Below are 14,822 nucleotides of genomic sequence, written 5' to 3'. Positions count from 1 at the left end.
TATTTATAATAAGTTTTATTAATTTATACATCAATATATTAAAATAATATATGCATAAATAATGCTGCAAATGGCATTGCAATAAATGTTCTTTCTAAAAATATAATCATCAATTCCCTAAATTTTAGAGGAATTCCTGTTGTCATAACAACTACAACTGATTCTGCTAAGAATATAATTTGGACCATTGATACTGCTGTTATGAAATATCTAGCTCCTATCGCTATAATATCAACTCTATCTGCTATAGTTAATACAGGTAAAAACATCTCAGTAACTCCTGCAGGTATTGCTGCAGCAACTTCCAAAGCATCTGGAACTTGTAATAATTTGATTAATGGTAAAAATATATATCCTATTATTTTAAAGAATGGAGTATAACGAGCTAATATCATACCTATAATACCTATGGAGCATAGAAGAGTTATTACTTTCGGTACAATAATAATTCCTTCAACTAAACTATCTTTTACTATTGGAAGTAACTTCCCTGATGTATATGCTCTTTTTACTGCTCTATCTACACCTTTTTTAAGCATTTTATTAGGTGCTTCAAATTTTGTTCCTATCTTTCTTTCTTCTTCTGTCTGTATCTTCCCATTATAATATACATCTTCTTTCCTTGATAGTGGCCGTATTCTTCCCACTATAGCGGCTACTATAAATGCTAATATAAAAGATGAAAAATATGTTTCTAAAAAGTGATCAGCAAGGCCTGCAGTTTCTGTAACTAAAACCGCATATCCAACACTTACTGCACTAAAACTTGTCGCTATTAGACAGGCCTCTCTCTTAGTATAAGTATTGGATTTATAGAGTCTGCTTGTCATTATAATTGCCATTGATGTAGAACCAACAAAGGATGCCGTAGCATCAACTGCTGCTTTGCCTGGAATTTTAAATAATGGTCTCATTAAAGGTTCCAACAAAACACCAAAAAAGTCTATGCAACCATATTCAGTAAGAAATGGCATAAAGAAAGCTCCTACTGGGATAATCCATGCAACTCCTAAAACTACTGGTGGTATAACCATTTCTCCTGTCTTAGGTCCTACAATTATCTCAGGCATATTCAATCCCATAGTAGTACTTAAGGAAAACATTACGGCAAATATTCCACCTAATAGATATAATATTGGATGAATTATTGAATCTCCCTTATAATAATCATACAATTTAGTTCCTTCTTTAGCCCAATATTTCCCATAAAAACTTACTATACCATTGCTTAAAAGAATAAAAGTTACTAGCCATAATCCAAAGTTTCCTAAAAGATTAATAATTCCGTTATAAATGACTCCAAATAATATTTGACCTGACTTTCCATTTATATTAAATGGTACGAAGAATATTAAGATTGCTGTTACTGTAAAAAATAGAAATTGTACTAATCCTTTTCTGTATTGTTTTTTGTCAAGAGTCAAAGAATCTATCACCTTAGGGTCATTTAGATTTAAATCTTCATAACTAATATCTTGGTTAGATCTTTTATCAACTGCTTGCACAATACTACCTCCTCTTTATTCGATTGTATCTGTCTACATAATATAGCAAAAGTCATTCCAATTTTTATTATTCCTAAAGTAAATTCTACATGCAAGCATTTTTAATGGTTGAAAAATTTTTAATATACTATTAAAAGCATTACAGTTATATTTAGTAAAACAAAAGACTGCAAAATTTGCAGTCTTACAAAAATTTTCAGTATTTTATTCAAATTCATTATATATTGTATTTTTTAACTTTGTAATGTAGACTCCTTTCACTTATTTCTAAACATTCTGCCGTTCTTTTTTTATTGCCATCAAAATATTTCAACGTTTCTTCTATTGATTTCTTTTCTATTTCCTCTAAAGTAGACCCTATTTTAATAATAATATTTTCATCACTATTTATTGTCGGTGTATGTCCTATATATTTCTTAGGAAGATCTTCTAATTCTATATATTCTTTATCAGAAAGTGCAACCAATCTTTCGACTAAATTTTCCAATTCTCTAATATTTCCCGGAAAATTATAGTTTTTAAGTTCTTTTATTACTTCCTTGTCAAATCTTTTAATATTTTTGTCTAACTTTTTATTATATATATCCAAAAAATAACTTAAAAGTATAGGTATATCTCCTACTCTCTCTCTTAAGGGAGGAAGTTCCAATGTTATTACATTTAATCTATAATATAAATCTTCTCTAAAGCTTCCCTTTTTAACTTCTTCTTCTAAATCCTTATTTGTTGCCGCAACTATCCTAGTATTAATTTTTACACCTTTTTCTCCACCTAGAGGTGTTACCGTCATATCTTCTACTACTCTTAATATCTTAGATTGTAGCTGTAAATCCATTTCTCCTATTTCGTCTAAAAATAAAGTACCCTTATCGGCTAATTGAAATTTCCCTAATTTCTTTCTCTCCGCCCCAGTAAATGCACCTTTTTCATATCCAAACAATTCACTTTCTAACAAATCGCTGGGTATTGCAGCACAGTTTATTATCTCCATATTTTCATCTTTTCTATTGCTTTTAAAATGAAGAGCTTTAGCTATTAGATCTTTTCCTGTACCACTTTCTCCAGTTATTAAAATGGTTGTGTCTAAATCCTTTATTTTATTTACTTTCTCTAATACAGAATATAATGCCTCTGATTTACCTATTATTCCATCTATTCCAAAATCTCTATTTATAACTTCCTTTAAATTCTTTAAAGATAAACTAATTTTTTTATGTTCTAATGCCTTCTTTATAAAAACAAATAGTTCTTCCATATCTATTGGCTTTGTTATGTAATGGCTAGCCCCTTCTTGTATAGCTTTAACAGATGATTTTATACTTCCAAATGCAGTCATTATAATTACTTGTATTTCTTCATCTATATTTTTAATTTCTCTCAACACATCTATTCCATTTATATTACCTATTTTAAGGTCTAAAAGTACTATATCTATATTATCCTTTTCTAATATATCTTTAACTTCATTTGGATTTTGGATTGACATAACTTCATAATCATCTTCTAATGCAAATGTAAGAGAATCACATATAGATTTTTCATCATCAACTATAAGTACTTTTGCCAAAGTTAATTCCCCCTATTCTTCAGCTTTTTTAAATGTAATATCTATCCTAGTTCCCTGTCCTTTTTTACTCTTTATCTTTATTTCTCCTTCATTTTCCTTTATATATTTATAAGATATAAAAAGCCCAAGTCCTGTTCCAGTTGGCTTCGTTGTATAGAAAGGATCAAATATAGTCTTTAAATTTTTTTCCTCTATTCCTTCTCCATCGTCTTCTATGGTTACTATAATTGAATTTCCTTCTTCTTTTACTATTAAATTTATGTTGCCTTTACCTTCTATAGCCTCAATACTGTTTATAAGAAGATTTATTAATATCTGTTTTACCTGTTGCTTATCTCCATAAATACTTACATCATCTATATCACAATTTAGTATTATATTTTCCTTGTTCAGTTTTGTTATAAAAAGCTCTCTTATTCCATCTATTAGTTCTTTAAATTTTATGATTTCTTTTTTCATTTCCTTAGGCTTAGAGTAATCTAACAATTCTAATAGGAGATTGTTTAACCTATCTATTTCTTTTGGTACTTGGTTCGTAATTTTAGCCCTAAATTTTTCGTTATCATACTTCATTGGTAGTAAGTCTATATATGTTTTAATAGCTGTAAGTGGATTCCTTATTTCATGGGCTATTCCTGAGACTAATCTACCTAAAGATTCCATTTTGTCTTTTTGGTTTAATTTCTTTTCATACATAATAACCTCTCTGTTATATCCCTAAAAGTTAAAACCCCTCCCATATGGTTATCATTATCTTCATATAGTGGCCATAAGGTATAGGCAAAAGTAAATTCTTCATTATTACGTGTAAAGGTTTTTTCTATATATCTATATTTTTTACCATCTTTTACACAGCTTTGTATTTTATCTATATCAAAAAATCTACTCAACTTACATTTAAAATACTTTTCTCCAATTAATTCTTGATCTATTTTTAAAAGCTCCTTGCAATCCTTATTTATTGTGGTTATATTACCATCTTTGTCAAATGTTATAAGACCAATGCCTAGGTTGTCCAATATTTGTTTTTTAAATCTATAATTTTCCTCTATTATCTTTTGTTTTTCTTCTAATTCCTTGTTTTTTAAATTTAGTTCTTCTGTTCTTCTTGCCACTTCTCTTTTAAGCTTTTTATTAATTCTATATATAAATGAAGAGACAGCTAAAAACCCAATAACAGTAACAGAAAGAATATATATGGCATATTTAAGATCCTGAAGATTAGCTATTTCTTCTTGGCCAAACCATTTCTCATATATTTTCTGATATATACCATCATTTTTTAAGTCTCTAAGGGCTCTATTAAATTTATATTTAAGTTTATAATTTCCTTTTTCAAAAGCTATACAATAAGGTGTTTGATTAAATTCATAACCTACCATTTTTATTTCATCTGCAAGCCCTTTTTCCCTCATTATGTAAGAACCTACTAATTTACTTCCTAGTACCACATCTACTTCATTATTTATAAGTTTGTCCAATGATTCTTCTAAATCTAAAGATATTACTAATTCCACATTATCTAATTCAGACAAAGCATCTTCAGCAAGGTCATTCCTCTGCACAGCTACCTTTTTGCCTTCCAAATCACTAAGTTCAAATATAAATGGGTCTTCTTCTCGCACAAAATATATAAGGGAATTTTCTAAGTGTTTTTCTGAAAACTCATATTTTTTGCCTCTAGCTTCATTATAACTCATTCCTTGTATAGCATCTATCTCCCCTTTTCCCAAAGCCTCTATTGCTTCTTGCCAGTCCATAGGTTCAAGTCTTATGTCTATTCCAAGTTCTAAAGCTAAAGCCCTCATTATATCCACATTAAATCCTCTATAATCTCCATTTTCATCTACATATTCATATGGTGGATAATTTCTATCTCCTCCTACTATGATTATGTCTTCATTATTAGCGAATGATGGTTGCCATATAAAAAGTACTATTATTAAAATAATCTTATTAATATATTTCAATAATAGGTCTCCTTTCCTATTAAAATAGTTAGCTTAAATAACCATTTTATGCTAATTATATCATTTATTTTAAAATTCACCAATTGTATTAACCCTCTGCAAAAGAAAAAGCCATTACCATTATAAGATAATGGCTTTTAACTATCCTTTATATGGTACAAGCTGAGATTTTAGATTTCTTATTCCTCCTCTTGGGTCCATTACATCATTATTATATCTAGGTATTAAGTGAACATGAAGATGCATTATAGTTTGTCCAGCAGATTCATTTATGTTAATTCCAACATTGTATCCAGTAGGTTTGTATTTATCATCCAGTATTTTTTTACATTTATGTGCTAATTTATATATATCAGTGACTTCCTCTTCCGTCGAATCAAAAAAATTCTTATAATGTCTTTTTGGTACTATTAATATATGTCCTAAATTTACAGGATATTTGTCATATATAGCAAAGCATAACTCATTTTCTGCTATTATATTTAAATCTTGTCTGTTACAAAATAAACAATCCATTCTAATTCTCCTAAAACTTAGCTTTTATTTATAAAAATTGGTCTATTATAATATTCCTCAAGTTTCTTATCATAATGGGATATTATCCATATTGTTTCCTTATCTGTTAATCTCTTAAATATATATCTGTTAAATTCCACATATTCAATCTCCCTACATCCTTTCATAAACTTCATATCCTCAAAACGTTTAAAGGGATTCGAAAATATATTTCTTCCAACACCCTTTCTTGTACAGCTATCCTTGCAATATATACTGTTACGCTTTTCTACAGGAAGTTCCTTTGATTTTCTTTCTTCATAAAAATCTATAAAATAATCCTATTATATCCTTAACTCTTACTTTTCCTTTTTCATCTACGTGTTCAAACATGGCCTTAAGTAAAACTGGCTTATAAGAATAACTCATAATCCGCTATATCAATAGGAAAATCTAAATATACTGATGACTTTTCACCTTTTGCAATGAGATCTATGTCCATTTGCTTCTGCTTTTTAGATGCTACTACGTATTCACCTAGCCTGTATTCTCTAATATTAAATACTCTGTGAAGCGAATATAGCATATTGAAAAGATTGGAGTTGTCAATGAAATCGAATACAATTAGGTAATTCTTTCCTTCACATAGTCTCATTCCCCTACCTAGCTGCTGCAAATATAATGTTTTTGACATAGTAGGCCTTGCCATGAATAGAACTAAGGCATTTCTCCTAGAAAAGTCATCATCTCATCCTTAACTTTTTCAGGTTGGTGTTTTAACTGATTATAAACCCATCTATACACCTTCCAATCATCATATACAAGACTATTCTGTTTTAATAAGTCATCATAATATTTATTTTTAGATACTTTACTTGGATTATGGTATGTCTCTCCATCTATTTCAATTGCAATTTTTATATCTTCGTTTTGTAGTACAAAGTCAATATATCTACTATTTCCATATATATCTCTAAAGGGATACTGAATGTATAGGTATTGAGATTTTTCAGGCCCAAAGGCTTCACAGAAAAGCTGTACAAATAGATCTTCTACATAGCTATGTAGTTTCCCAGTAGATTTAATATTTGATGTCATATTAGTTCCCCCATGTATTAATTCTTTTCTCATATTATATCACTACATATTTATTTCAATATATTTTATTCAAATCCTTTTTTTATAAACCGTTAAAAGACAAAGTTTCTACAATAAAAAACTGTGTCTTCTCTACAAATTACCATATAAATAAAGCTACATGTTTTAATTCATTTTATTATATTAAAAAAGTATATGCATAAATATCGCAACTATTGGTATTGCTATTAATGTTCTTTCTAAAAAAATAATAACTAGTTCTTTAAACTTCACTGGAAGCTTGTTGCAAGCATAACAACTATAGTTTCTGATAAAAATACTATTTGAACCATAGACTCTACTTTTTTTGCAATAAAATTCATTTTTCTCATATTTGCGGACAGGCAATTATTATCAATTATAGGCAAGTTCCATTCTATAAAATTAGATGCAAAAGGGACTATCCCTTTTGCATCTTTGGTTACTTGTTTAAATAATCTTTAACTGTATTCCTTAAAGCTTGTACTCCAAGGTTAGAACAATGAAGCTTGTTTTCTGGCAATCCGTCCAATGCTTCAACTATATCTTCCTCTTCTATTTCAAGTGCTTCCTCTATACTTTTTCCTTTAGCAAGAACAGTAGTCATACTTGAAGTTGCTACAGATGCGGTACATCCAAAAACTAAAAAAGATATATCTTCTATAATATTATCTTTTACCTTTATGTATATGGTTAAAGAATCTCCACAACTAGGATCACCAAAAGTACCTTTGCCATCATAGTCTATCATACTATCAACATTTTACGGAGTCATGAAATGTTCAATTACCTTAATTGAATATTGAGAATACATAAGTATCACTTCCTGTTTATAAAATTTATAATAGAATTACTATATTTATATGATACTATTAATAAATCATATACTACTTCATATATATAAGTTAAATATTTCTATTATACTAGATTTTAAATTGCTCTACCTGGATTTTTAACTTTTCTGCTATATTTGCAAGTTCTTCACTCGAGTTTGCAATCCCATTTATACCTGCTGTTTGTTCTTCTACAGATGCAGATGCTTCTTCTGTTGCAGCTGCGTTTTCTTGTGATATACTTGCTAGGCTTTCCATTATCTCTATTATCTCATTATTTTCATTTACCATTTCATCACTAGACTCATTTACAAAATCTATAACTTGTTTCATTTCATCTATGGATTTAGCTATTCCTTTAAATTTATTATTTGTCATTGTTACACTTTCATTTTGAGAGTCTACTACTTTTTCTATTTCATTCATAGTTTGTACTGCATTTGATGTCTTAGTTGTAAGATCATTTATTACTTTACTTATCTCCTCTGTAAACTCATTGGATTGTTCTGCAAGTTTTCTAATCTCTTCTGCTACTACTGCAAATCCTTTACCACTTTCTCCTGCTCTAGCTGCTTCTATAGCTGCATTTAAAGCTAATAAGTTTGTCTGCTCTGAAATGTTTTTTATCATCTCACTAGCCGAAGCTATTCTTTCAGCACTTTCATCTGTACTTTTTATTACTTCTCCAATATCTTTAGATGCTTTATCATTCATATTATTCTTTTCTACAAGGTCTCCAACTAATTCAGTTCCTTCATCTTTAAGTTTATTTACCTTGCTGACAGAACTATTTAATTTCTTTATATAATCTATATTTTTATTAACTGCATCTCCAAGTTCTGTAGCAGATATAAATCCTTTTTCTGTATCATTGGCTTGTTCATTAGCACTACTAGCTATGTTCTCAATTGCTTCAGCTACTTCATCAGCTGCAGTTGCAGACTGTTCAGTAGTTGCTGTTAATTCTTCAGAATAAGAAGCTACACTTTGAGAACTTTCGAAAACATTCTTAATAATGTTTCTTATAGATTTTTGCATAGTATCTACTGAACGAGATATTACTCCAAACTCATCTTTTTTATTCAATAATTTCTCTGGCACTTCATTGCTAAAGTCCCCATCTGCCATAGTATTCATAAGGTGTTCTAGTTTCTTTATAGCTTTTATCTCATTATTAGATGTTGAAAATAGAATTGCCCCTAATAACAAAAACGCAAATATTCCTAAAGAAAAGATAATGTTACGATTTTTATTTATAGCAGAATTTACATCTTCCATAGAAAAACCAATATTTAAAGCCCCTATCTGTTCTCCATCTACAACTACTGGATACAATACATCATATACTGGAATTTCATTATTATCTTTATGAAATACATCTTCTAAAGAAGACATTTGTCCATCAGTAACTGCTGATGCGACTCTTTCATCTTCAGAATAACTTTCTCCAATACGGTCCTGTATACTATGAGCCTCTACTTTAAAATCATTGTCTATAAATGCAGCATAGACAATATCATCATCTATTGTTAAACTATCAACTAAGCTTTGACGATTAAACCTTTCTGTCAGTTCATTAATATAATCTGCTTTTATTCCAGCTTGAGCAAAATTACCACTAGGTAGTCGTATAGCTCCATATTTAAAATATGTATCTGACTCAGTATCTTGTCTTATTTCTTCCATTAATACATCCTGTCCACTTCTAAAAAATTCAGCCAAATCACTATTCTCATCTGGGGACATCCCAACATATTCTTCTACAGTTGAAAATAGTATTATTCCCTCTGAATTAAAAAGAGTTAATTCATCCGCTCCATTATCTTCAGCTAATTCTAACATCTTCTCATATGTCAATTCATCTTCTGCACGCATAATAGATTTAGCAGCTACCATAATATCTTCTTCTATTGCATTGTTTATTATCTTCAATGATGTAGTATTGTCACTTAATCTGCTTACAGTCTCTCTTAATATAATCTCTCCATTTCTATCCATTTCATCGAATAGACTATTTTTCGTGTTTATAGTAGATGTTATTGCTATTACTACCATAACCAATGTTATCACTATAATAGGTATAATGAATAACTTAGTTCTAATGGAGCTTGTTTGTACTTTGTTTTTTCCCCTATGCTTTTCTAAGTCCATATAATCGTCCCCTTTTTTCTAAAATCAAAAATGTTTTGTCATAATCATATTACATTAATATATATCGACAGAATTTTTGATAATTTCAGTGTAATCAATATATATGGATATTTTTTAATAATTTTAGATAACCTCCGTAGGAGCATCAGAACCTGTGCTACATTAACAAAACCCCTCTAGAAAACTAAAGGGGTTATTACTCTATCCTTTAACATTTCAATTAACTTTGGAACCTTTGTTATATTTTCTAATCCCTTTATATTTGAATCTCCTTCAACAAAGAAACTCAACGTTTCTCCAGTTAAATAATCATCAAAATCAAATCCTAAGCCAACATGATATATTCCTGTAATTCGACAAAATTAAACAATTGTCATTTTTCTAATTAATGATTAGAAATCAAATATTATGAATTGTACATGTTAAACTATCATATAATCCTATTTAAAAATAAGAGCATATAAGAGATAATGAGACTTAGTAGGCTCCCTTGAATTATACTATTTTAAATTGTTGATACTATTTCATTAAAATCTGCTACTAGTTTTTTAATCTTTTCTTCTCCTATTTCTGAAATGCTCTTTCCCATTTCTAAATAATATACATTAAGAAATTCATCTATTTTTTCCTTAAAGCTAGTATTTACTTTGTTATAGAAGTTACCTAATACAAATGCTATGGCTATAAAAGGATCCTTTTCTATAAAATTTGCATCTGTTATACCGCCAAGTTCATATTTGTTACAATTGAATACAGACTTTACAGTTACTTCAATTTGAAAAGCATAGTTCTGAGGCTTAAACATGAAATCACTCTCCTTTTATATCTATTTAAATTTCTTAAGATATTCTGCTGCAGATCTATCCATTTCTAAAGAAAAGTCTGACATATATTTACGTTTACAAAACTTTCTAATATATTCATTAATATTATTATCAGCTAAACCTGATTTTTCATTTCTTTTAGAATGCATTTTTTTATTCTCTTCTTTAGACAATCTATGATATTTATTCTCAAAAACTATGTACTCTTTTTCAAAACGCACAGGTTTCTTCCTTTTCTTTTGAGACTCTGTTGGATACCCATATACTACCATAGCAGCAGGTATAACATAGTCTGGAAGTTCTAACAACTCTCTAACAACTTCACAGTTCTCAAGAATATCCCCTATATAACATGAACCAATTCCCAAGGATTCTGCAGCTATTACAGTATTTTGAGCAGCAATTATTGCATCTGCATAAGCTAGTAATATATCTCCCTGACCAGGTTTTCTTATATCACATTCCTCAAAACAAAAGGAATCATACCATCTCTGATAGTCTGCAAGAAAAACAAGCACCATAGGCGCCTTTGCTATAAATGGTTGATTATCACAAGTAACTGACAATTTTTTCTTTTGGTTTTCATCAGTTATGTCAAAAATGCTGTATAGCATCATACATCCCGCAGTAGGAGCTTCAAATGCAGCATTTAATATTTCCTGTTTCACTTCACTTGGAATTTCTTTGTCCTCAAATACACGGACTGATTTTCTATTTTTTATCTGTTTAAGTATTTCATTCATGATAATACCTCCATTTTGATTAGAATATTTTAAGTTAATTATATCATTAGAATAGTAGTTCTTTGTGAAAATAAAAGAAAAAGACCCTTTTTAGGATCTTAGTAACTTGGTCGATGTTTAATCTTCCAAATATCCATCTGGAAGAATCTTTCCTCTATCATGTCCAATACCTGTGTACGCTGATTTACTCTTTCCAGCTGTCTTTCTAACCGCTCTTTTACTTGTTCTACCATGTTATCATCTCTTTTTGATTATTTATAGATTAATATCTATGCTTCTACCCAAATGAGAATTAATGGATTGCTCCATCATCTTGGTATTTTCCTCTATCATCTGTACCATATCGTTCATTTGTGTTTTTCCAGTATCTATTGCCATTTTCATGATCGATATGCTGGCTTGTCGTTGTACTTTCATTTGGCTTAGTCCCATTGATAGTGCTGCTATGTCCATGATACATGCTCCTTTCTAATTAGCAATTTAGCAATAAAATTAAACACTTCCTATCATTAATCTTTAATTTGTTTTTGAATATATCCACTTAATATTTTTTTAGCAAAAGATTTACATAGAATTAATTGATCTCCATTAATCAATTCCAATTGACTATTCGCATGCGCTGAAACTTTATTTCTAATGTTTACCAATTTTTTTATATCATCTATGGTAAATTCTTCTGCCCCTAAATCAGTTGCTGCTAGTTCTATTCTCCTTCTTCTTTCAACTTTGCCTATCTCGTATATGTCTTTTGCTGATTTAATTATAGCATCTTTATCATATTTTTTACTTTTAATCTCTTTTACTATTTTAGAAATACTTTGTTCCATTTTTGTTTTGTTTTCTTCTTCTTTTTCTTGTTTTGCTTCATCTAGATATTTATCTGATATTAGCTCAATTATCTTAAAATAGTTTATAAATGCCTCTGTATACCATGGCTCTATCCTTATACCTCTCTCATAGTATTTGATTGCAGTTCTAGTTATTTTATCTAAATATCTGCTCTCTTTAAGTAATTGATTAGCATTCCCTATATCTTGATTCGTTACCTTCCTAGGTATTGCCAGTCTACATAACAGATCTTTTTCTCCGTATCCTTTTTCACCTTTATGAACAATTTGAATTACGTCAGTAATAATTAATTTGAACTTTGAATCTACCACAAAGGATAAAAATCCAGACAAGTTTTCAAATTTACTTAAAACAATTTCTCTTGCTTCTTCTGTGGAATCTCCAATTACATCTATTTCTACATATGTTTTATTATCCACTATATCAAATAGAAAACCATCTATAGTCACATTGTGTTCCAACTTTGCATCAGATAAGATAAACCCCTTAACTTTCCAACTTTTATCCATATTCAGGTCACCTTTTAACATCGATATTTTAAAAAAGAGCCAGAGAAAAAATCCCCTGACCCTCTATTGTTATTACTAGAGATTCAATCATCTTAATAACTGAAGAACTCCTTGAGGTGCTTGATTTGCTTGAGCCAACATAGCTTGAGCTGCTTGTTGAAGGATGTTGTTCTTAGTAAACTCCATCATTTCTTTAGCCATGTCTACATCTCTAATTCTAGATTCAGCTGCTTGTAAGTTTTCAGCAGATGTATCTAAGTTCTTTATTGTATGCTCTAGCCTATTTTGCAATGCTCCTAGCTTAGATCTTTCAGATGAAACTGAATCTAAAGCTTTATTAAAGGTTGTTATAGCCTTACCAGCTACTTCTTGACTGGAAATACTAACCCCACCAGTTGCAGTTGCCACAGCAGAACCATCATCAGCTGCCCCTGAAATTTCTACAGTTACACCTGCACTAAGTTCATTGGTAAAAGTAATTGATTGATTTGCAGTTCCTATAGTCGCATCTTCAATACTGTCTACAGCTTTTGCTTCATCTAATTCAGTAAAGGCCTTTCCATCGGCACTAACAGCAACTATTTCTCCATCAGCATCTGCAAGACCATATTGTGCTCCAGTAACAACAGTTACAGCAGGATCAGCTCCATCTGTAATATCTACAGCTTCAAATCTTACTACTGTATAACTTGTATCTGCAGCCAAAGTTGTCAATGCGGCCGTATCTGTTATATCTACATCTTCTACAAACCCTGCTCCCAGAGCATCCGCACTCATTTCACCAATGCTTAACTGAAGATTTTGACCTTCATTTGCACCAATATGGAAAGTTTTATCACTAAAATCTCCATCTAATAATTTTTGTGTATTAAATTCAGTTGTTTCAGCAATTCTTGTTAATTCAGCGGATAGTTGATGTACTTCTGCTTGAAGTGCATCTCTATCAACTTCAACATTAGTATCATTAGCTGCTTGTACTGCTAACTCTCTCATTCTTTGAAGTATAGCATGTGATTCATTTAAAGCACCTTCAGCTGTTTGAATCAATGAAATACCGTCTTGAGCATTTTTAGAAGCCATATTAAGACCCCTAATTTGCCCTCTCATTTTCTCGGATATAGAAAGTCCTGCTGCGTCATCTCCAGCTCTGTTGATTCTAAATCCTGAAGATAATTTTTCCATTGATTTTGTTGAAGCATTGTTTGTAACTCCCAACTGACGATGGGTGTTCAAAGCCATTAAGTTGTTGTTAATTCTCATTATTAATTCCTCCTTGAATTTTTATTATTTGGCATCCATGCCGCCGCCCGTAGGGCGGAATTTTAAATTTTGAATGTTGAATTGTGAATTTAATTTACAATTTACAATTCTTAATTCACAATTTTGAGAAGTTCTACTTCTCAATACTATTATCGGATGCTTGTCCAATAACTTTAGTACTTTTATATAAAATTTTTCTTTCATTTCCAAGAATCATCCAAGTTGTCAAATAACATGTATACTAGTTCTGAGTTGGCTTCAATTACTTCTTTTTTCTAAATAATCGATTCACTTCGTCAATACTTAACTTCGATTTTGATGCTTCAATATTTTCATCTTCAATATACTTATACAATTCCTTCCGAAAAATATCAATGTTTTCAGGTGCATCTATGCCAATTCTTACCTTTCCGTCTTCAATTTCCATAATTTTTACTTCAATATTTCCATCTATTATAATGGATTCGTCCTTTTTTCTCGTAAGTATTAGCATATTCATTCACCCCTGCCTTCTACACTTTGATTGAAAACATAATGCTTTGTTGTATATCTATCGTCATCTAATATTACTTGTTTCCCTAATTTCTCTTTAATATTGATTATAATAGGCCCTAATAGATTGGTTGTCATTTTTTCCATATCTTCTGGGACTACTACTATTGTATATACTCCTATGTCTTGTTTATCCTTTATCTTTAATTTATTTTGAGCCGTTTCTGGTATTATTATGTCATAGTCTGGGAAAACAAAAAAGGGGTTTATTATTACAAAGGCTAATTCCTGATTATTTACTGATTGTAGCCATTGAAATAGACTGTCCTCATCTTCACTGTTTATTATTATAAATTGTTTTTCATCTTCAAATCCTAATAATCCTTCGGGGAAATTGATAATCTTCTCTTCATCTATTTCAATTAAACCAAAATTTGTTGTATGAAGCTTCATGGTGTTCCTCCTCGTTATTCAGTTCATAATACACAGTACACAGTTATTTAGGTCT

Annotated in this window: 19 protein-coding genes; all 19 read right to left on the bottom strand. The window is 30.1% G+C overall.

Annotated elements, in window-relative coordinates; genetic code table 11:
- Positions 1-38 precede the first annotated feature (38 nt).
- On the bottom strand, positions 39-1,505 hold the full coding sequence (locus K8M07_RS06200; RefSeq protein ID WP_223377033.1) for a YjiH family protein: 1,467 nt from the start codon (positions 1,503-1,505) through the stop codon (positions 39-41).
- Between the two features lie 217 nt (positions 1,506-1,722).
- On the bottom strand, positions 1,723-3,072 hold the full coding sequence (locus K8M07_RS06195) for a sigma-54-dependent transcriptional regulator (protein ID WP_223377032.1): 1,350 nt from the start codon (positions 3,070-3,072) through the stop codon (positions 1,723-1,725).
- Positions 3,073-3,084: 12 nt separating this feature from the next.
- A complete protein-coding gene (locus K8M07_RS06190; protein ID WP_223377031.1) occupies positions 3,085-3,768 on the bottom strand; it encodes a sensor histidine kinase in 684 nt (227 codons plus the stop codon).
- Entirely contained in the window at positions 3,750-5,042 is a 1,293-nt protein-coding gene (locus K8M07_RS06185; protein WP_223377030.1) for a transporter substrate-binding domain-containing protein, read from the bottom strand. The genes K8M07_RS06190 and K8M07_RS06185 overlap by 19 nt, the downstream gene beginning before the upstream one ends.
- Before the next feature lie 141 nt (positions 5,043-5,183).
- A complete protein-coding gene (locus K8M07_RS06180; RefSeq protein WP_223377029.1) occupies positions 5,184-5,558 on the bottom strand; it encodes an HIT family protein in 375 nt (124 codons plus the stop codon).
- A gap of 17 nt (positions 5,559-5,575) precedes the next feature.
- A complete protein-coding gene (locus tag K8M07_RS12665; RefSeq protein ID WP_263282473.1) occupies positions 5,576-5,698 on the bottom strand; it encodes a hypothetical protein in 123 nt (40 codons plus the stop codon).
- Between the two features lie 251 nt (positions 5,699-5,949).
- A complete protein-coding gene (locus tag K8M07_RS06175; RefSeq protein WP_223377028.1) occupies positions 5,950-6,231 on the bottom strand; it encodes a hypothetical protein in 282 nt (93 codons plus the stop codon).
- 23 nt (positions 6,232-6,254) lie between these two features.
- Positions 6,255-6,635, bottom strand: coding sequence for a hypothetical protein (locus K8M07_RS06170; protein ID WP_223377027.1), 381 nt, complete (start codon positions 6,633-6,635; stop codon positions 6,255-6,257).
- 460 nt (positions 6,636-7,095) lie between these two features.
- Positions 7,096-7,404 carry an iron-sulfur cluster assembly scaffold protein gene (locus tag K8M07_RS06165; protein WP_223377026.1) on the bottom strand — a complete coding sequence of 103 codons (309 nt, stop codon included), beginning with the start codon at positions 7,402-7,404 and terminating at the stop codon, positions 7,096-7,098.
- 172 nt (positions 7,405-7,576) lie between these two features.
- On the bottom strand, positions 7,577-9,637 hold the full coding sequence (locus tag K8M07_RS06160) for a methyl-accepting chemotaxis protein (protein WP_223377025.1): 2,061 nt from the start codon (positions 9,635-9,637) through the stop codon (positions 7,577-7,579).
- A gap of 176 nt (positions 9,638-9,813) precedes the next feature.
- Complete coding sequence (locus tag K8M07_RS06155) at positions 9,814-9,990, bottom strand: hypothetical protein (protein ID WP_317845479.1); 177 nt, start codon at positions 9,988-9,990, stop codon at positions 9,814-9,816.
- A gap of 152 nt (positions 9,991-10,142) precedes the next feature.
- A complete protein-coding gene (locus K8M07_RS06150; RefSeq protein WP_223377024.1) occupies positions 10,143-10,442 on the bottom strand; it encodes a hypothetical protein in 300 nt (99 codons plus the stop codon).
- Between the two features lie 21 nt (positions 10,443-10,463).
- Positions 10,464-11,204, bottom strand: a complete 741-nt coding sequence (locus K8M07_RS06145; protein WP_223377023.1) for a nitroreductase family protein — start codon at positions 11,202-11,204, stop codon at positions 10,464-10,466.
- A 98-nt stretch (positions 11,205-11,302) separates the two neighbouring features.
- Complete coding sequence (locus tag K8M07_RS12660; RefSeq protein ID WP_263282472.1) at positions 11,303-11,437, bottom strand: hypothetical protein; 135 nt, start codon at positions 11,435-11,437, stop codon at positions 11,303-11,305.
- Positions 11,438-11,459: 22 nt separating this feature from the next.
- A complete protein-coding gene (locus K8M07_RS06140) occupies positions 11,460-11,657 on the bottom strand; it encodes a YjfB family protein (protein WP_223377022.1) in 198 nt (65 codons plus the stop codon).
- A gap of 56 nt (positions 11,658-11,713) precedes the next feature.
- Entirely contained in the window at positions 11,714-12,562 is an 849-nt protein-coding gene (locus K8M07_RS06135; RefSeq protein ID WP_223377021.1) for a hypothetical protein, read from the bottom strand.
- Positions 12,563-12,649: 87 nt separating this feature from the next.
- Positions 12,650-13,822 (bottom strand): flagellin, encoded by a 1,173-nt coding sequence (locus tag K8M07_RS12790; RefSeq protein ID WP_317845478.1) that lies wholly within the window; start codon positions 13,820-13,822, stop codon positions 12,650-12,652.
- A gap of 262 nt (positions 13,823-14,084) precedes the next feature.
- A complete protein-coding gene (gene csrA, locus K8M07_RS06120) occupies positions 14,085-14,315 on the bottom strand; it encodes a carbon storage regulator CsrA (protein WP_223377020.1) in 231 nt (76 codons plus the stop codon).
- A 2-nt stretch (positions 14,316-14,317) separates the two neighbouring features.
- Complete coding sequence (gene fliW / locus K8M07_RS06115; protein ID WP_223377019.1) at positions 14,318-14,767, bottom strand: flagellar assembly protein FliW; 450 nt, start codon at positions 14,765-14,767, stop codon at positions 14,318-14,320.
- Between the last annotated feature and the right edge of the window lie 55 nt (positions 14,768-14,822).

Source organism: Schnuerera sp. xch1 (genome assembly GCF_019931165.1).
In the GTDB taxonomy this organism is placed as follows: domain Bacteria; phylum Bacillota; class Clostridia; order Tissierellales; family Tepidimicrobiaceae; genus JAIOUP01.
The sequence above is the reverse complement of the archived record's forward strand: the minus strand, read 5'-3'. Positions and strand labels throughout refer to the sequence as shown.

Excerpts from the sequence above, each read along its gene's own strand:
- K8M07_RS12790 (WP_317845478.1), bottom strand. The coding sequence starts at position 13,822 with ATGAGAATTAACAACAACTTAATGGCTTTGAACACCCATCGTCAGTTG.
- K8M07_RS06175 (WP_223377028.1), bottom strand. The coding sequence starts at position 6,231 with ATGTCAAAAACATTATATTTGCAGCAGCTAGGTAGGGGAATGAGACTA.
- K8M07_RS06135 (WP_223377021.1), bottom strand. The coding sequence starts at position 12,562 with ATGGATAAAAGTTGGAAAGTTAAGGGGTTTATCTTATCTGATGCAAAG.
- K8M07_RS06170 (WP_223377027.1), bottom strand. The coding sequence starts at position 6,635 with ATGACATCAAATATTAAATCTACTGGGAAACTACATAGCTATGTAGAA.
- K8M07_RS06140 (WP_223377022.1), bottom strand. The coding sequence starts at position 11,657 with ATGGACATAGCAGCACTATCAATGGGACTAAGCCAAATGAAAGTACAA.
- K8M07_RS06165 (WP_223377026.1), bottom strand. The coding sequence starts at position 7,404 with ATGATAGACTATGATGGCAAAGGTACTTTTGGTGATCCTAGTTGTGGA.
- fliW (WP_223377019.1), bottom strand. The coding sequence starts at position 14,767 with ATGAAGCTTCATACAACAAATTTTGGTTTAATTGAAATAGATGAAGAG.
- K8M07_RS12660 (WP_263282472.1), bottom strand. The coding sequence starts at position 11,437 with ATGGTAGAACAAGTAAAAGAGCGGTTAGAAAGACAGCTGGAAAGAGTA.
- K8M07_RS06190 (WP_223377031.1), bottom strand. The coding sequence starts at position 3,768 with ATGTATGAAAAGAAATTAAACCAAAAAGACAAAATGGAATCTTTAGGT.
- K8M07_RS06180 (WP_223377029.1), bottom strand. The coding sequence starts at position 5,558 with ATGGATTGTTTATTTTGTAACAGACAAGATTTAAATATAATAGCAGAA.
- K8M07_RS06145 (WP_223377023.1), bottom strand. The coding sequence starts at position 11,204 with ATGAATGAAATACTTAAACAGATAAAAAATAGAAAATCAGTCCGTGTA.
- K8M07_RS06160 (WP_223377025.1), bottom strand. The coding sequence starts at position 9,637 with ATGGACTTAGAAAAGCATAGGGGAAAAAACAAAGTACAAACAAGCTCC.
- csrA (WP_223377020.1), bottom strand. The coding sequence starts at position 14,315 with ATGCTAATACTTACGAGAAAAAAGGACGAATCCATTATAATAGATGGA.
- K8M07_RS06150 (WP_223377024.1), bottom strand. The coding sequence starts at position 10,442 with ATGTTTAAGCCTCAGAACTATGCTTTTCAAATTGAAGTAACTGTAAAG.